Here is a 16,422-nt window from a genome sequence, read left to right on the forward strand (position 1 = left end):
CACACCGCCGGACTGACCATGCCCCGCCGCAAGACCACCCGCACCCAAGACCGCGCCAGCCGCATCCAACGGGATCGCCGGGAGTGCGAAAGCGAAATTGAGATCGGTAGCGATGCCGAAGGCGTTTAGTCGACGCCATGAAGACGCCGCCGACAACGGGGCGCGAACGACATGGAGAGGAAGGTCTCATGGCCAACACGGTCAAGCAAGCGCTCGCAGGTGCACTGATCTCGGGGGTCGGCGCGGTTGCCGCCCTGTGGATCGCGGCGCTGGCACCCAACGTCGCCACTGCCCAAGCCGACACGCGGTGCGATCCGGTCTGCCACGGGACCTGGTGCCCGGGTGACCCAATCACCTATCCATTCGAAAGCCTGGCGGCCTCCTGGGACTCCACCGTCTGCCACGAATTCCATCAAGTCTCCGGGCAGCCAGGGGTGTGGGCCGAAGGCCCGCTTCCTCCAGGCACGTTCGTCTGCCCGCCATTCGCGTTCATGTGCCCCTGATCTGGGGCTAGGAGACCTCGGGGGTGCTTCGAACCGCGGCGGCAGCCGCACGAATCTGAGGAGTCACCAACATGACCTGCCCGAGGACGCCGTTGACGAAGCCAGGCGACTCGTCGGTCGACAGACTCTTGGCCAGCTCCACGGCCTCGTCGACCGCGACCGGCTCCGGCACGTCCTCGGCGTAGAGCAGCTCCCACACCGCGACCCGCAGGACCGCGCGGTCCACGGCAGGCAAGCGGTCCAGCGTCCACCCCTGCAGATGAGCAGAGATCAGGTCGTCGACGTGGGCGGCGTGCTCGGTGACGCCACGCGCCACCGTCACGGTGTACGGGTTCAGCGTGGACAGCTCGGAATCGCTCGCGGCCAACGTGGTCCTGCCCTCGGCGATCTCGGCAGGCGTCAACCCGCGAGCCTCGGCCTCGAACAGCAGGTCGACGGCACGCTTGCGCGCTTTATGGCGACCGTGGTCGCCGCGACGGTCAGGCATGGTCAGCCATTGACGCGACCGAGGTAACTGCCGTCGCGGGAGTCGACCTTGAGCTTGTCACCGGTGTTGATGAACAGAGGCACGTTGATCTGGGCGCCCGTCTCCATGGTGGCGGGCTTGGTGCCCGCGCTGGAGCGGTCGCCCTGCAGGCCGGGGTCGGTGTGGGACACGATCAGTTCCACGGTGACCGGCAATTCGACGTAGAGCGGCGCGCCCTCGTTGAACGCGACCTGGACGGGCATGCCTTCGAGGAGGTAGTTGGCCGCGTCACCGACCAGCGTCTCCGGCAGAGCGTGCTGCTCGAAGTCCTGGGCGTCCATGAACACGAAGTCGCTGCCGTCACGGTAGAGGTACGTGGTGTCGCGGCGGTCGACCGTCGCGGTCTCCACCTTCACACCCGCGTTGTACGTCTTGTCGACGACCTTGCCTGACAGCACGTTCTTGAGCTTGGTGCGCACGAACGCCGGACCCTTGCCCGGTTTGACGTGCTGAAACTCGGTGATCTGCCACAGCTGGCCGTCGATCTGGAGGACGAGCCCATTCTTGAAGTCGGCGGTCGATGCCACGGGGGTACTACTCCTAGCCTTTTAGAGAATCGCCAGTTCCTTGGGGAACCGGGTCAGCAACTCGGGTGCGGGTTTGTCATCACTGCCCACGACCAGCGTGTCCTCAATGCGGACGCCACCACGGCCGGGCAGATAGACACCGGGCTCCACGGTCACAGCAGAGCCAGCAAGCAGTGTACCGGCGGACGACGCGCTAATTCCCGGCGCTTCGTGGATCTCCAGCCCAACTCCGTGTCCGAGACCGTGCCCGAAGTTCTCGGCGAACCCCGAATCGGCGATGACCTGCCGCGAAACCCCGTCCACCCCGGACAGCGACACCCCGGGCGCCAGGGCCTCCCGGCCACGGCGCTGCGCGGTCGCCACCAGGTCGTACACGTCGATCTGCCACTGCGCAACGGGTGCCAACACGAAGGTCCGCGTCATGTCCGAGTGGTATCCGGCGACCAGCGCACCGAAGTCGATCTTGACGAAGTCGCCCGCGGCGAGTTCGGCGTCGGTCGGGCGATGGTGTGGGATCGCCGAGTTCGCTCCCGCCGCGACGATTGTCTCGAAGGACACCCCGTCGGCGCCGTGGTCGAGCATCCGTGATTCGAGGTCACGACCGACCTCCTTCTCGGTGCGTCCCGCTCGCAGCCCACCCGCGGCGACCAGGTCGGCGAGCGCCGCGTCGGCGGCCTCGCACGCCAGCCGTAGCAGGGCGATCTCCCCCGCATCCTTGACCTCGCGGAGCGCTTCCACCGCGCCGGCGGCCCGCACCAAGTCGACGTCACCGGCCGCCTTCACCAGCTGAGCGTGGTTGTCGACGGTTACGACGTGACTCTCGAAGCCCAGCCGTCGCACCCCACGGTCCGCCGCGGCCGCTGCCAGACGCGGCGCGCACGCGCGTTCGATGACCACCTCGGCGTCGGGCGACTGCTGCGCGGCCTGAGTGACGTACCGCCCATCGGTCGCCAACACCGGAACGTCGTCGTCGACGCGAATCAGCAACGCCGCATTCGAACCGGTGAACCCCGACAGGTACCGGACGTTGACCAGGTCCGTTACCAGCATTGCGTCCAGGTCGGCGGCGGCCAGTCGGCGACGCAGGCGCGCCCTGCGCTGGGAAATCGTCACAGCGCATGACGGTACTCGCTACGCTGTGCCCTCATGAGTAAGTGGTTGCTGCGCGGACTGGTGTTCGCTGCCCTGATGGTCATCATCCGATTGCTTCAGGGAGCCCTGATCAATCTGATGGAAAGTCAGGCGCTGTGGATCAGCGTTCTGCTGGTCGCCGTGTACGCGATCGCCGCCTTCGTGTGGGGTCTGGCCGACGGCCGGGCCGACGCGCGGGCCAACCCAGACCCCGACCGCCGTGGCGATCTGGCGATGACCTGGCTCGTCGGTGGCCTCTTCGCAGGCATCGTCAGCGGGTTCGTCGCCTGGTTCATCTCGCTGTTCTACGAGAACCTGTACGCCCAGGGTCTGCTCAACGAGGTCACCACCTTCGCCGCGTTCACCGCGCTGCTGATGTTCGTCTTCGCCATCGCGGGCGTGGCACTGGGTCGTGGGCTCGTCGACCGCAAGGCACCGCCGGTGCAGCGCTACAGCGTCGCCGACAGCGAGCGCGACCGCGCCGACACCGACGTCTTCGAGGCCGTCCGTGACGACCGCGGCGAAGAGACCGCCAGCGTTCCCGCCGGCGAAACCGCGCCGACCAAGGTCGAAGAGCGCTCCTAGCTCCTAGCGGCCTGCGAGATAGCGCAGCGCCAGCAGATAACCCTGGACGCCGAGACCGACGATCACGCCGGTCGCGACGCCACTCAAGTACGAGTGATGCCGAAACTCTTCGCGCGTGTGCACGTTGGAGATGTGCACCTCGATCAGCGGGGCCGTCAGCTCGGCGCACGCATCCCGCAGGGCGACCGACGTGTGGGTCAGCGCGCCCGCGTTTAGCACGACGGGCTCCTTCGCGTCGGCAGCAGCGTGAACCCAGCCCAACAGCTCGGCCTCACTGTCGGTCTGCCTTACGACGACGGTCAGGCCCAGCTCGGCGGCTTCGCGTTCGATGAGCGCGACCAGATCATCGTGGGTGGTCTTGCCGTAGACCTCTGGCTGGCGCTTGCCGAGCCGGCCCAGGTTGGGTCCGTTGAAGACGTTGACGTTCATCGCGTTCCGATCTCCGAGTACGCAGCCACGAGCAGCGCCGGGTCGGGGCCTTCCAGTCGCCCCGGCTTGGCCAACCCTTCGAGCACGACGAAGCGCAGCACCCCGGAACGGGTCTTCTTGTCACCCGCCATGTACTCGAGCAGTTGCGGCAGCGCATCGGCGTCGTAGGTCACCGGGAGTCCGAGGGACGTGAGGATCGACCGGTGCCGGTCGGCGGTCTCGTCGTCGAGTCGCCCCGCGAGCCTGCCCAATTCGGCGGCGAACACGAGACCAACCGACACGGCCGCACCGTGGCGCCAGCGATACCGTTCCCGGCGCTCGATGGCGTGGGCCAACGTGTGCCCGTAGTTGAGGATCTCGCGCAGCTGCGATTCCTTCTCGTCGGCTGCGACGACCTCCGCCTTGACCGTGACGGCACGCCGGATGAGTTCGGGCAGAACCGAACCCGTCGGATCGAGCGCCGCCTCGGGATCGGCCTCGATGAGGTCGAGGATCTTCGGGTCGGCGATGAAGCCCGCCTTCACGATCTCGGCCATCCCGGCCACGATTTCGTTGCGCGGCAACGATTCCAGCGTCGCAAGGTCCACCAGGACCGCGAGCGGCTGATGAAATGAGCCGACCAGGTTCTTGCCCGCGTCGGTGTTGATGCCGGTCTTTCCGCCGACGGCCGCGTCGACCATGCCGAGCAGCGTCGTCGGCACGTGCACGACGTCGACGCCGCGCAGCCAGGTGGCCGCCGCGAAGCCGCTGACGTCGGTCGCCGCGCCGCCACCGAGGCTGACGATGGCGTCTTGGCGCCCAATACCGATGCGGCCCAAGACGTCCCAGATGAAGCCGACGACGGGAAGCTCTTTGCCTGCCTCGGCGTCCGGGATCTCGATGCGATGCGCGTCGATTCCCTTCTCCGCCAAGTGGGCTCGGATCGACTCCGCGGTCGCGTTGAGCACCGGCTGGTGCAGGATCGCCACCCGGTGGCGTCCGTCGAGAACGCGGCCGAGGTCCTCGAGCAGTCCCGTCCCGATGATCACCGGGTAGGGCCGGTCGACGAGAACGTTCACGGTCACGGGTTCAGTCATTGCGTGCCTCTGCTCGACGGGCCAACGCCGCGGGACTGGGCGGGGCCTCTGTGGTGGGTGCTGGATTGAGAACGGTGGGCAGTCTGCGCCACGCGGACCGGCGGCGCCGACGCGGCTGCTGACGGTCGCCGTTCGCGGTTTCCAGCTTCGCGACGATGTGGCGGACGACGGCCCCAGGGTTGCGGCGGTTGGTGTTGATGCGCATGGTGGCGACCTGTCGGTACAGCGGCACGCGTTGACTCATCAGTTCCCGGAAGCGCTCGCCGGGGTCGACGCCGGCGAGCAGCGGCCTGGTGGTGCCGCCCGAGGTGCGCCGAACACCTTCTGCCGCACTAATTTCCAGGTAGACGACGGTGTGTCCCGCCAGTGCCTCTCGCACGCGTGGCGTGGTGATCGCGCCACCGCCGAGGGACACGACGCCGTCGTGTTCGGCGAGGGCGGTGCACACCACGTCGGCCTCGATGCGCCGAAACTCCGGCTCGCCCTCGCGGAAGATGTCGGCGATGGTGCGGCCGGTGGTCTCGACGATCTTGGCGTCGGTGTCCAGCAGTGGAACGTCCAGAGCCCTGGCCAGTCGGCGCCCGATGGTGGACTTGCCCGACCCGGGCATGCCCACCAGCACGGCCAGGGGGGCCATCAGCCCGTCGCCCGTGCGGCGCCGTCGACTCCCGGGTCGCTGCGCTCCTGCCCACCGGAGCGCGCGGAGATCGAGGCCAGGTACGCGTCGACGTTGGCCTTGGTCTCGGCCAGCGAGTCGCCACCGAACTTCTCGAGGGCGGCGCGCGCCAGGACCAGGGCCACCATCGTCTCGACGACGACGCCGGCCGCGGGCACTGCGCACACGTCGGAACGCTGGTGGATTGCGACGGCCTCTTCGCCGGTGGTCATGTCGATGGTGGCCAACGCCTTGGGAACCGTCGAGATCGGCTTCATCGCCGCGCGCACGCGTACCGGTTGGCCGTTCGTCATGCCGCCCTCGAGCCCGCCAGCACGGTTGGTCGACCGCATAGCACCGTCGGGGCCGGGGTAGATCTCGTCGTGGGCGACGCTGCCGCGGCGGCGGGCGGTTTCGAAGCCGTCGCCGATTTCGACGCCCTTGATGGCCTGAATTCCCATGACGGCCGCCGCCAGTTGGCTGTCGAGCCGATTGTCGCCGCTCGTGAACGAGCCCAGTCCGATGGGCAGGCCGCTGACGACCACCTCGACGACGCCACCGAGGGTGTCGCCGTCCTTCTTGGCCGCCTCGATCTCGGCGATCATCGCCTTCTCGGACTCTTCGTCGAAGGCCCGCACGGGGCTGTCGTCGATGCGGGCCAAGTCTTCGGGCAGCGGCGGCGGGCCGTCGTAGGGGGTGGACGCGCCGATCGAGATGACGTGGGACAGCACCTCGACGCCGAGCGCTTGGCGCAGGAACGCCCTGGCGATGGTGCCTGCGGCGACTCGGGCCGCGGTCTCGCGGGCGCTGGCCCGCTCCAGGACCGGGCGGGCGTCGTCGAAGCCGTACTTCAACATGCCGGCGTAGTCGGCGTGGCCGGGTCGCGGCCGGGTCAGCGGGGCGTTGCGGGCACCGTCGAGCTCGGATGGGTCGACCGGGTCCGACGCCATCACCGTTTCCCACTTGGGCCATTCGGTGTTGCCGATCTCGACGGCGATCGGTCCGCCGAGCGTCAGGCCATGGCGGACCCCCGTCAGCACCGTGACGGCGTCGGCCTCGAACTTCATCCGGGCGCCTCGCCCGTAGCCGAGCCTGCGCCTCTTCAATTCGGCGGCAATGTCTGCCGTGGTGACCTCGAGACCGGCCACCATTCCTTCGACCATCGCTACCAGCGCGCGGCCGTGTGATTCACCAGCTGTGGTCCATCGCAACACGCGTCCCATCTTCCCATGGCGCCCTCGACCTGAGGTAATCCGTCACGCCAGGCTGCGTTGCAGCAACAACGTGTCGACCCGTCGACCGTGCTTGACGCCGACCCGAACCAGCCGACCCGCGTCGGTGAAGCCGAACCTCCGGTGCAATTCGACCGAGGTGGGGTTGCCGGTGTCGGCATAGGCGGGCCTGGTCTTCCACGGCGCGCAGTAGGCGTACCCGGCGACCACGCCGTCGCGTTCGGTGACCAGGAACGGCAGCCCGGCTCCGACGATCGCCTCGGAGCGACGACGCCACTCGTCGTCGGGTGGTTCCAGCTCGAAGGTGGCGGTGCGGGTCGGCATGCCCAACGGTAGGACCTGGCGATCAGGTGATCACCATGGCCACTGCGGCCGCGGTCGCCACGCACATCGACGGCCCGTGCGGCACGGTGACCCGCGCCCAGTTCCGACCTGGCCGGATGACGAGCAGACCCCACAGCGTGGTCAGCACCGGAGCCCCCACCGCCGCGATCACCCACGCGTCGCTTCCGAACGCACCGGTCAGGGCTCCGACGCCGAGCGCCAACTTCACGTCGCCCGCGCCCATCGCGGCGGGCGCGATCAGGTGGACGAGGAGGTACAGCGCCGCCAGCGCGACCCCGCCGAGGAGCGCCGAGGTGCCGCGCCCAGCGAGCGCCGCGACGACGAGGACGGCCAGCGCGCCCGGCAAAGTCAACGCATTGGGCAGCCGACGCTGCCGCACGTCGTAGACGGTCAACGCGGCGAGCCACGCCACGGCGGCACCCAGACCGACCCACCCCATGGGAGGAGCCTAAGTTCGGCCAAGGGCTGCGATCATCGCCTCTTTCGGCGCTGGCCGGCCGGTGAATCGCTCGACTTGGGCGAACGCCTGGTGCAGCAGCATCTGCAGACCGCTGACCACTCGGCCGCCGCGGGCCTCGACGGCTCTGGCCAATGGCGTCGGCCACGGGTCGTAGATCGCGTCGAGTAGCACCGCAGCGGTGTCGACGGTGTCGGCGTACTGCCCGCCGACGTCGGCGGGGACGGTGCTGACCACGACGTCGAGGCCCACGATCGTCGTGCCCAGCTCGACCCAGTGGGCGTCGACGCCGAGTCGGGCTCCGAGTTCGACCAGCGCGTCGGCCTTGTCGCGGTTACGGGCCACGATCGAGACGTCGCGTGCGCCAAGCTCGGCCAGCGCCACGACGGCCGCGGGCGCCGTCCCGCCCGCGCCGAGCACCGCAGCAGTCTCGACGGTCGTCGTCCGCCCGAGGGCGCCGGTCACCCCGTCGACGTCGGTGTTGTCCGCCAGCCATCCGGTGGCCGTTCTGACGAGGGTGTTGGCCGAGCCGACGAGTTCCGCGCGGGCGGTCCGCTCGCCGGCGAACCGCAGCGCGGCGAACTTGCCGGGCATCGTCACCGACAACCCCACCCACTCTGGCCCGAATCCGGCGACCAGCGGGGGCAGATCGTCTGCGGTGCATTCGATGCGCTCGTAGGTCCAGTCGGCCAATCCGAGCGCACGGTAGGCCGCCAGGTGCAGTTGCGGTGACCGGGAGTGCGTGATCGGCGAACCGAGGACGGCCGCCCTAGAACTCATCGTGCGGGCTCATCGTGCGCTGTCGAGCACACCGTTGCGTCTCGCGATCTCGATGTTGGCCAGGTGCTGCTGGTAGTCGCGGGTGAACAGCGTGCCGCCCTGCATGTCGACGGTGACGAAGTACAGCCAGTCCCCCGGTTCCGGATTCTCCGCCGCGGCGAGCGCGGGCTGGCCGGGTGCACAGATCGGAGTGGCCGGAAGCCCTTCGCGCACATAGGTGTTCCACGGCGTGTCCCTGCCGCGGTCGGCGTCGGTGGTGGCGACCTCTTGCCGGTCCAGCGAGTAGTTGACCGTCGAGTCGAACTCGAGGCGGCGGTGATCGGGGGCGAGCAGTCGGTTGTAGATCACCCTGGCGACCTTCGCGAAGTCCTGTGGCTTCGCCTCCCGCTGCACCAGCGACGCCACGATCAGGACTTCGTACGGCGACAGGTTTTCGGCGTTGCCCGCCGCGAGCAGACCGTTCTGCTCGTACTGCGTTGCGCTGGCACCGATCAGCGTCGCCAGGATGTCCGGGGCGGTCGCCGACGGGTCGATGTTCCACGTGCCGGGGGCGATGAGCCCCTCGATGCGCCGGTGGTCGGCGCCCAGCGCCTTGACGGGGTCGAGCGCCCACGTGGGAATCGCCAGTGCCGCGGGGTCGGCCGCAGTCGCGGCGTTCTTCAAGTCGTCGGCCTTGACGCCGCACGACTTCTCCCCGTCCAGGTCGACGCACGTCGCGTCGGCGATCAGCGAGAAGACGCCCTTGGTCACCGCGCTGGTCTTGACGTCGGCGATGTCGTCGAGCTGACGCCCCTCGGGGATGACCAACCGGCCGACCCGGTTTTGGGGGTCCGCGAGCCGGGTGACCGCGTTCGCGGCCGGAATCTCGGTGCGCACCTTGTAGAACCCCGGCTGGATGGCCGAGATGGACGCGTTGCCCGCCGCGGCGTCGACGAAGGCCTGGGACGTGGCGACGACGCCACCGTCCTGCAGGGTCTTGCCGATCGTGGTGGTGGAGTCCCCGTTGTGAACCTGCACGACGATGTCCTTGACGCCGTCACCCTGGTAATCGGTCGGCGTGCCGAACATTCCGTGCCATACGCGGGAACCGAGGAAGACGACGCCGACGACCAGGGCGAGCAGGACGGTGACGGAGAGCACGGTGAGGTGCCTGCGCCGACGACGGTTGCGGTTGGCGCGGGCGCGCTCGGTGCGACTCATCGTCCGGCGGGGCCGTCCGACGGCCTCGGGCTCCGGGCGGTCGCGAACCCACTCGTCAGGCATCGGCCGCTCCGCTGCTCTTGGCAAGGACGTCTCGCCGCTGGTCCAGCCAGGTCTGCAGGATGCCGACGGCGGCCACCTGGTCGATCATCGATTTCTGTCCCTTCGCGCGGATGCCGGCCTCCCGAAGTGACCGCTGGGCGGTCACGGTGGTCAGCCGCTCGTCGGACAGCCGTACCGGAACCGGGGCGATCCTGGCGGCGAGTGCGTCGGCGACGGCAATCGCATCCAGTGCCGACGGCCCGGCGCGGTCCGCGAGAGTGCGTGGCAGGCCGACGACGACCTCCACGGCGTCGAGTTCTTCGGTCAGTTGCGCCAACCGGCGGATGTGCTTGCCCTTGACGTCCCTTCGGTCCCTGGCGACCGTTTCGACCGGCGTCGCCAGGATCCCGTCGGGGTCACTGGTGGCCACGCCGATCCGGACTGTGCCGACGTCGACCCCGAGCCGTCGTCCTCGTCCGGGGTCGTCGCCGCCGGGCCGGTCGGGCTGACGGTCGTCGGTGTCGGTCAAGGAGGTCAGCTCCGGGCGATCTCTGCCAGCAGCGCCGACAGCGCCGCGTCGACGTTGGACGCCCCGCTACCCGAGCCCTGCGCCAGGTCGGCCTTTCCGCCGCCGCGCCCGTTGAGTGGCCCGCCAAGCACCTTGACCAGGTCTCCTGCGTTGAGGCCGAGATCCTGCGCGGCCGGGTTGACGGCGACGATGAAGGGCACCGTGTCGCCCTCGCCCTCGGCGACCAATGCGACGACGCCTGGTTCGGATCCGAGCTTGCCCTTGACGTCACCGACGAGGCTGCGTAGATCTGCGGCCGAGATGCCGCCGGCCATGCGCTGTGCCACGACACGCACCCTACCGACGAGCTCGGCGCCCGCGGCGGCGTCGGCCGCGGCCGCCCGCGCGTTGGCCAGCCGGGACCGGTCGAGTTCCTTCTCGGCGACCTTGAGCCGTTCGACGAGTGAGGCGACGCGGGCGGGCACCTCCTCCGAGGGAACCTTCAGCGACGACGCCAAGCCGGCGAGCAGCGCGCGTTCCTTGGCCAGGTACTTGAACGAGTCGAGTCCGACGTAGGCCTCGACTCGGCGGACGCCGGAGCCCACCGAGGATTCGCCGAGGATCGTCACCGGTCCGATCTGAGCCGAGTTGTGCACGTGCGTACCGCCGCACAGCTCGAGTGAGAAGGGCCCGCCGATCTCGACCAGCCGGACGTCCTCGGGATAGGCCTCGCCGAAGAGCGCCATCGCGCCCATGGCCTTGGCCTTCTCCAGCTTGGTGTACATGGTGTTGACCGCGTAGTCGGCTTGGACGGCCTCGTTGGTGACGACCTCGATCTGCTCGCGCTGGTCGTCGCTGAGCCCGCCCTGCCAGTTGAAGTCGAATCGCAGGTAGCCGGGCCGGTTCAGCGAGCCGGCCTGAACGGCGTTGGGGCCCAACACCTGTCGCAGCGCGGCGTGCACCATGTGCGTGCCGGTGTGGCCCTGGGTGGCGCCGTGGCGCCAGGTCGGGTCGACGCTCGCGACGATGGTGTCGCCCTCGACGAACTCACCGGACTCGACGTTGACGCGGTGCACGAACAGCGTCTTGGCGATCTTCTGAACGTCGGTGACGGCGGCTTTCGCTGCGACGCTGGACCCGGTCCCCGAGATGGACCCGATGTCGGCGATCTGCCCGCCGGACTCGGCGTAGAGCGGGGTGCGGTCCAGAACCAGTTCGACGCGTTCGGCGGCCGCGCCGTCATGCGCGACGACAGGCACCCGCTTGCCGTCGACGAAGATGCCGAGAATCCTTGCCTCGGAAGTCAATTCGTCGAATCCGGTGAACTCGGTTGCACCGGCGTCGACGAGATCGCGGTACGCCGACAGATCGGCGTGGGCGTGCTTGCGAGCGGCGGCGTCGGCCTTGGCGCGCTGACGCTGCTCGGCCATCAACCCACGGAAGCCCTCTTCGTCGACGCGCAGATCCGCCTCGGCGGCCATCTCGAGGGTGAGTTCGATCGGGAAGCCGTACGTGTCGTGCAGGGCGAACGCGTCACTGCCGGAAAGGACGTCGGTACCTGACGCCTTCGTCGTGCGGGCCGCATCCTCGAACAGTCGCGAACCGGAGGCCAGCGTGCGGTTGAACGCCGTCTCCTCGGCGATCGCGATCCGGTTGATCCGGTCGAAGTCGGTGACCAGGTCGGGATAGGACGGACCCATCGCGTCGCGCACACACGCCATCAGCTCGCCCATGATCGGCGTGTCGATGCCGAGCAGCTTGGCCGACCGGATGACCCGGCGGAGCAGCCGGCGCAGCACGTAGCCGCGGCCGTCGTTGCCGGGCGTGACGCCGTCGCCGATGATGATCGCCGCGGTGCGACTGTGGTCGGCGATGATGCGGTATCGGACGTCGTCTTCGTGGACGCCGGCTCCGTATCCACGCGGGGCGATGCCGGCGACGAGGTCGATGACCGGGCGCATCAGGTCGGTCTCGTAGACGTTGTCGACGCCCTGCAGCAAGCAGGCGACGCGCTCGACGCCCATGCCGGTGTCGATGTTCTGGCGCGGCAGCGGGCCGAGGATCTCGAAGTCGGACTTGCCGGTGCCCTCACCCCGCTCGTTCTGCATGAAGACGAGGTTCCAGATTTCGATGTAGCGGTCCTCGTTGGCCTCCGGGCCGCCGTCGACGCCGTATTCGGGTCCGCGGTCGACGTAGATCTCCGAGGACGGACCGCATGGGCCGGGGATGCCCATCGACCAATAGTTGTCGGCCATGCCACGGCGCTGGATGCGCTCCAGCGGCAGTCCGGCCACCTCTTGCCACAGGGTGATGGCTTCGTCGTCGTCCAGATAGACGGTCGCCCAGAGCGTTTCGGGGTCGAAGCCGTATCCGCCCTGATCCTGCGGATTGGTCAGCAACGTCCAGGCGAACTCGATGGCGCCCTTCTTGAAGTAGTCGCCGAAGGAGAAGTTGCCCGCCATCTGGAAGAAGGTGTTGTGGCGGGTGGTGATGCCGACTTCGTCGATGTCCGGGGTGCGGATGCACTTCTGCACGCTGGTCGCCCGGTCCCACGGCGGCTTCTGCTGACCGAGGAAGTAGGGCACGAACTGGACCATGCCTGCGTTGACGAACAACAGGTTCGGATCGTCGAGGATGACCGATGCGCTTGGCACTTCGGTGTGGCCCGCGTTCACGAAGTGATCGAGGAAGCGCTTCCTGATCTCGTGTGTCTGCACGTGCTGCTGTCCTTAATCAATGGGGGTCTTGCCTGCGCCGATTCTCGACCGCATCACACTACCGGCCCATCACGATCAACCTGGCAAGGGAGCGGCTCAACCGCCGACGAAGCTGATGCGGACGTTGCGGCGAGGGTTGTCCCTGTTCAAGTCGACCAGAACAACGCTCTGCCAGGTGCCGAGCAGTGGTTGCCCCGCCTGAACGGGGATCGTCACCGACGGCGCGACGATGCCGGGCAGTACGTGGTCGGCGCCGTGGCCCGGCGAGCCGTGGGAATGGCGATAGCGATCGTCGCGCGGCAGCAGGCGTTCCAGGGCGTCGACGAGGTCGTCGTCTGACCCGGCGCCGGTCTCGAGGATCGCGACGCCGGCCGTGGCGTGGGGCACGAAGACGTTGCACAAACCGTCCCCGCGCGACGCGCAGAAGGTGCGGACGGCGTCGGTCAGGTCCACGGTGCGGCGGCGGGAGGTGTCGACGTCGATCGTCTCGGTGTTCACGATCCCGAGATTACGTCGCGCCCCTATTCACGGCCACGTTTATCGGTGCCCCGCGGGGGTACTCCCGTTCCAGCTCAACGCACCTCGCACACCCCGACGAAAGTGACCAGCAATGACTCCCACAGGCATCATCACCGCTATCGTCATCGGCGCCATCATCGGCCTTCTCGGCAGGCTGGTTCTGCCGGGCAAGCAGCCCATCGGGTTGCTCGTCACGATCCTCGTCGGCATCGTGTCGGCCCTCATCGGCACCTGGCTGGCCCGTCAGCTCGGCATCCCGACCGCGACCAACGGCATCGACTGGATGGAACTGCTCGTCCAGGTCATCGTGGCCGCGCTCGGCGTGGCCCTGGTGGCTGGCCTGATGGGCCGACGTCGCACGGGCGCTCTGCGCCGCTAGTCCCCAGGAACACTCAGGTCCCCAAAACGCACAGGGCCGCGATTCGACGAGAATCGCGGCCCTGAGTGCGTTTTGGGCTAGCGCCGCCTCCGGAGAATCGCGCGCAACTTGTCGAGGCGCCCGGCGATGTCCCGCTCCACGCCGTGCGTCGTCGGCCGGTAGTAGTCGACGCCCAGCAGGTCGTCGGGAGAATACTGTTGCGGGACAATGCCATCCGGGTGGTCGTGGGGATACGAGTAACCCTGGGCGTTGCCGAGCGCGGCCGCACCCGAGTAGTGGCCGTCGCGCAGATGAGGGGGCACCAACCCTGCCTTGCCTGCCTTGATGTCCCCCATCGCCGCCGCGAGCGCCATCGTGACGGCATTGGACTTGGGCGCGGTCGCCAGGTGCACCGTGGCGTGGGCGAGGGTCAGCTGCGCCTCCGGCATCCCGATCAGCTGCACGGTCTGCGCCGCGGCCACGGCGGTGAGCAACGCAGTCGGGTCGGCCATTCCGACGTCCTCGCTGGCCAGGATCGTCAACCGCCGCGCGATGAAGCGAGGGTCCTCCCCCGCAGTGAGCATCCGCGCCAGGTAGTGCAGCGCGGCGTCGACGTCGGACCCGCGCACCGACTTGATGAAGGCGCTGACGACGTCGTAGTGCTGGTCGCCGTCACGGTCGTAGCGGACGGCGGCCTTGTCCAGGGACTGCTCGATGACCTCGACGGTCACGCGATCGCCCGCCTCGGCAGCAACCTCCAACGCGGTCAGCGCGCGGCGGGCGTCTCCTGCGGCGAGTTGCACCAGGAGTTCGACCGCGTCGGCGTCGATCGAGACCGATCCGCCAAGGCCACGTGGGTCGGCGACGGCCCGTTCGACGACGGCCCGTACCGCGTCGGCGCCCAGCGGCTGCAACTGAAGGATCAGCGAACGCGACAGCAGCGGCGCCACCACCGAGAACGACGGGTTCTCCGTCGTGGCGGCCACCAACAGCACGATGCGGTTCTCGACGGCGGCCAGCAGCGCATCCTGCTGGGTCTTGGAGAACCGGTGCACCTCGTCGATGAACAGCACCGTCTGCTTGCCGTGGACCGCCGCCCGGCGCGCAACGTCGATCACCGCCCGGACGTCCTTGACCCCCGCCGACAGCGCCGACAGCGCCTCGAAGCGGCGTCCCGTCGCCTGGGAGATGAGCGACGCCAGTGTCGTCTTGCCGGTGCCAGGCGGGCCGTAGAGGATGACCGACGCGGCCCCAGACCCGTCGACGAGCCGCCGCAGGGGTGAGCCGTCGCGCAGCAGATGATCCTGCCCGACCACCTCATCGAGGCTCGCGGGGCGCATCCGAACGGCGAGCGGGGACGACGGTCCCCCACCGGGAATGCCCTCACCGTCGCCCGGCTCGGGCGACACGTCGAACAGACCATCAGCCACGGGACAGGCTTACCACTTCACTCGCGCAGTGGCCGTCCGCTGGGGTCCTGCACCTTGCCGAGCAGGATGAGAATGCCGTCGACGAACGGCCAGATCGCACCGATGCCGCAGGTCAGCAGGCTCACCGCGAGCTGGGCGACGGCAATGCCGTTGTAGCCGAGGTAGAACCGCCCGATGCCGAAGGTGCCGAGGAAGATCTGCAGCAGACCGGCGACCATCTTGCTCTTGTCAGACAGCGGCCTGCCCCAGGGGTCCACGCCGAACTGCCCGGGATACGGCGGCGGCGGATAGCCGCCGTACTGCGCGCCGTACGGCGGGGGTGGCGGGTATCCGCCGTAATCGCCGACGGGCGGCGGAAACGACGGATCAGAACCGTACGGCGGCGGCGGGTACGGCGGGTTCGAATCGGGCGGCGGCGGTGGCGGAGGCACTGACATGCCACGGATGATGTCCCATTACCGGGGCGGCGTCCACCACTAACCGGTGGTGACGAAGTCGATCAGTTCTTCGACGCGGCCGATCAGTGCGGGCTCGAGGTCGTTCCAGTCGCGCACCCTCCCGCGAATGCGACGCCACGCGGCCGCGATGTCGGCCTGGGTCGCGTGCGGCCACCCCAGCGCGTCGCAGATGCCGTGCTTCCACTCGACACTGCGCGGGACGACGGGCCACTTCTCGAGCCCCAACCGGGCCGGCTTCACCGCCTGCCACACGTCGATGTAGGGATGACCGACGACCAGGGTGTTCGCCCCGCCGGGACCCCGCCGCACCGAGTCGGCGATCCGCGCCTCCTTCGATCCTGTGACCAAGTGGTCGACGAGGACGCCGAGCCGACGGCCGGGGCCCGGGTTGAACTCCGACACGATGGCCGCGAGATCGTCGACGCCGCCAAGGTATTCGACGACGACGCCCTCGACGCGAAGGTCGGCACCCCAGACCTGCTCGACGAGTTCGGCGTCGTGGCGTCCCTCGACGTAGATGCGGCTGGCCAGCGCGGTTCGCGCGCGGCCGGGTGCGACGGCCACCGAACCCGATGCCGTGCGGGTGGGCGCCGCGGGTGCCTTGGCCTTCGGCGGGGTCAGGATCACCGGTTTGCCGTCGACCAGATATCCGGGGCCCACCGTGAATGGGCGTCGGTGACCGTCGAAGTCCTCGAGCACCATCCGGCCGTACTCGACCCGCACGATGGCGCCGACGTAGCCGGTCTCGACGTCCTCGACGACCAGGCCGACGTCGGCAGCCATCTCGGTGGACCGCACTCGCCGCGCAGCGTGTGGATCCCTGGCCAGAATGTCGGAGCCGTATCGATCTTTCACGCCGACGAGCCTAGGAACGATCGCGGCGGTCGTCGGCTGCCGCGCCGACTCCGTGACCGATCGGTGACCGACGCTTGACTTGAAGCGCT

The 16,422-nt window shown here is 68.8% G+C and carries 21 protein-coding genes (1 of these 21 running past the window's edge); 4 read left to right on the top strand and 17 right to left on the bottom strand.

Annotated elements, in window-relative coordinates:
• Nucleotides 1-101: part of an HNH endonuclease signature motif containing protein coding region (locus tag B1790_RS35285; RefSeq protein WP_233165109.1), annotated on the top strand (this coding region is incomplete at its 5' end). The annotated region extends 901 nt beyond the left edge of the window; the window shows 101 of its 1,002 annotated nt.
• An 87-nt stretch (nucleotides 102-188) separates the two neighbouring features.
• The gene (locus B1790_RS13715) at nucleotides 189-503 is read left to right on the top strand and encodes a hypothetical protein (RefSeq protein WP_079923773.1); all 315 of its coding nucleotides are present in this window, start codon (nucleotides 189-191) and stop codon (nucleotides 501-503) included.
• Nucleotides 504-510: 7 nt separating this feature from the next.
• On the opposite strand, the gene nusB is transcribed toward B1790_RS13715, so the two are convergent.
• From nusB to B1790_RS13730, 3 genes are read right to left on the bottom strand one after another with little or no spacing between them, the layout of a single operon-like run.
• Nucleotides 511-990 carry a transcription antitermination factor NusB gene (nusB, locus tag B1790_RS13720; protein WP_056548301.1) on the bottom strand — a complete coding sequence of 160 codons (480 nt, stop codon included), beginning with the start codon at nucleotides 988-990 and terminating at the stop codon, nucleotides 511-513.
• A gap of 2 nt (nucleotides 991-992) precedes the next feature.
• Nucleotides 993-1,556 (bottom strand): elongation factor P, encoded by a 564-nt coding sequence (gene efp / locus B1790_RS13725; protein WP_079923774.1) that lies wholly within the window; start codon nucleotides 1,554-1,556, stop codon nucleotides 993-995.
• 21 nt (nucleotides 1,557-1,577) lie between these two features.
• On the bottom strand, nucleotides 1,578-2,669 hold the full coding sequence (locus B1790_RS13730; RefSeq protein ID WP_079923775.1) for an aminopeptidase P family protein: 1,092 nt from the start codon (nucleotides 2,667-2,669) through the stop codon (nucleotides 1,578-1,580).
• A 33-nt stretch (nucleotides 2,670-2,702) separates the two neighbouring features.
• Here B1790_RS13730 and B1790_RS13735 point away from each other — a divergent pair, with 33 nt between their 5' ends.
• Nucleotides 2,703-3,272, top strand: a complete 570-nt coding sequence (locus B1790_RS13735; protein ID WP_079923776.1) for a B-4DMT family transporter — start codon at nucleotides 2,703-2,705, stop codon at nucleotides 3,270-3,272.
• 3 nt (nucleotides 3,273-3,275) lie between these two features.
• On the opposite strand, the gene aroQ is transcribed toward B1790_RS13735, so the two are convergent.
• The 11 genes from aroQ to B1790_RS13790 form a co-directional block, all read right to left on the bottom strand.
• Nucleotides 3,276-3,701 (bottom strand): type II 3-dehydroquinate dehydratase, encoded by a 426-nt coding sequence (aroQ, locus tag B1790_RS13740; protein ID WP_079923777.1) that lies wholly within the window; start codon nucleotides 3,699-3,701, stop codon nucleotides 3,276-3,278.
• Nucleotides 3,698-4,777, bottom strand: coding sequence for a 3-dehydroquinate synthase (aroB, locus tag B1790_RS13745; protein WP_079923778.1), 1,080 nt, complete (start codon nucleotides 4,775-4,777; stop codon nucleotides 3,698-3,700). The genes aroQ and aroB overlap by 4 nt, the downstream gene beginning before the upstream one ends.
• Nucleotides 4,770-5,414: a shikimate kinase gene (locus B1790_RS13750; protein ID WP_079923779.1), complete on the bottom strand. Its 645-nt coding sequence runs from the start codon at nucleotides 5,412-5,414 to the stop codon at nucleotides 4,770-4,772. Before B1790_RS13750 ends, aroB begins: the two co-directional genes overlap by 8 nt.
• Nucleotides 5,414-6,646 carry a chorismate synthase gene (aroC, locus tag B1790_RS13755; protein WP_079923903.1) on the bottom strand — a complete coding sequence of 411 codons (1,233 nt, stop codon included), beginning with the start codon at nucleotides 6,644-6,646 and terminating at the stop codon, nucleotides 5,414-5,416. The genes B1790_RS13750 and aroC overlap by 1 nt, the downstream gene beginning before the upstream one ends.
• A 42-nt stretch (nucleotides 6,647-6,688) precedes the next feature.
• Nucleotides 6,689-6,988 carry a GNAT family N-acetyltransferase gene (locus B1790_RS13760; RefSeq protein ID WP_079923780.1) on the bottom strand — a complete coding sequence of 100 codons (300 nt, stop codon included), beginning with the start codon at nucleotides 6,986-6,988 and terminating at the stop codon, nucleotides 6,689-6,691.
• 22 nt (nucleotides 6,989-7,010) lie between these two features.
• A complete protein-coding gene (locus B1790_RS13765) occupies nucleotides 7,011-7,448 on the bottom strand; it encodes an A24 family peptidase (protein WP_079923781.1) in 438 nt (145 codons plus the stop codon).
• 9 nt (nucleotides 7,449-7,457) lie between these two features.
• Nucleotides 7,458-8,246 (bottom strand): shikimate dehydrogenase, encoded by a 789-nt coding sequence (locus B1790_RS13770; RefSeq protein WP_079923782.1) that lies wholly within the window; start codon nucleotides 8,244-8,246, stop codon nucleotides 7,458-7,460.
• Nucleotides 8,247-8,255: 9 nt separating this feature from the next.
• Nucleotides 8,256-9,509, bottom strand: a complete 1,254-nt coding sequence (gene mltG, locus B1790_RS13775; RefSeq protein ID WP_079923783.1) for an endolytic transglycosylase MltG — start codon at nucleotides 9,507-9,509, stop codon at nucleotides 8,256-8,258.
• Complete coding sequence (gene ruvX / locus B1790_RS13780; RefSeq protein ID WP_079923784.1) at nucleotides 9,502-10,017, bottom strand: Holliday junction resolvase RuvX; 516 nt, start codon at nucleotides 10,015-10,017, stop codon at nucleotides 9,502-9,504. Before ruvX ends, mltG begins: the two co-directional genes overlap by 8 nt.
• 5 nt (nucleotides 10,018-10,022) lie before the next feature.
• Entirely contained in the window at nucleotides 10,023-12,713 is a 2,691-nt protein-coding gene (gene alaS / locus B1790_RS13785) for an alanine--tRNA ligase (protein ID WP_079923785.1), read from the bottom strand.
• Between the two features lie 96 nt (nucleotides 12,714-12,809).
• Nucleotides 12,810-13,211, bottom strand: a complete 402-nt coding sequence (locus B1790_RS13790; protein ID WP_079923786.1) for a secondary thiamine-phosphate synthase enzyme YjbQ — start codon at nucleotides 13,209-13,211, stop codon at nucleotides 12,810-12,812.
• A gap of 112 nt (nucleotides 13,212-13,323) precedes the next feature.
• On the opposite strand from B1790_RS13790, the gene B1790_RS13795 reads away from it, so the two are divergent.
• A complete protein-coding gene (locus B1790_RS13795) occupies nucleotides 13,324-13,611 on the top strand; it encodes a GlsB/YeaQ/YmgE family stress response membrane protein (RefSeq protein ID WP_079923787.1) in 288 nt (95 codons plus the stop codon).
• 77 nt (nucleotides 13,612-13,688) lie between these two features.
• Here the strand turns inward: B1790_RS13795 and B1790_RS13800 are convergent, their stop codons facing one another.
• From B1790_RS13800 to B1790_RS13810, 3 genes are read right to left on the bottom strand one after another with little or no spacing between them, the layout of a single operon-like run.
• A complete protein-coding gene (locus tag B1790_RS13800; protein WP_079923788.1) occupies nucleotides 13,689-15,020 on the bottom strand; it encodes a replication-associated recombination protein A in 1,332 nt (443 codons plus the stop codon).
• Between the two features lie 17 nt (nucleotides 15,021-15,037).
• Nucleotides 15,038-15,457 carry a TM2 domain-containing protein gene (locus B1790_RS13805; RefSeq protein ID WP_079923789.1) on the bottom strand — a complete coding sequence of 140 codons (420 nt, stop codon included), beginning with the start codon at nucleotides 15,455-15,457 and terminating at the stop codon, nucleotides 15,038-15,040.
• A 39-nt stretch (nucleotides 15,458-15,496) separates the two neighbouring features.
• Nucleotides 15,497-16,333, bottom strand: a complete 837-nt coding sequence (locus B1790_RS13810; RefSeq protein ID WP_079923904.1) for a DUF3097 domain-containing protein — start codon at nucleotides 16,331-16,333, stop codon at nucleotides 15,497-15,499.
• Nucleotides 16,334-16,422: the final 89 nt, after the last annotated feature.

The sequence above is a fragment of the Mycobacterium sp. AT1 genome, assembly GCF_002043095.1.
Lineage (GTDB): Bacteria > Actinomycetota > Actinomycetes > Mycobacteriales > Mycobacteriaceae > Mycobacterium.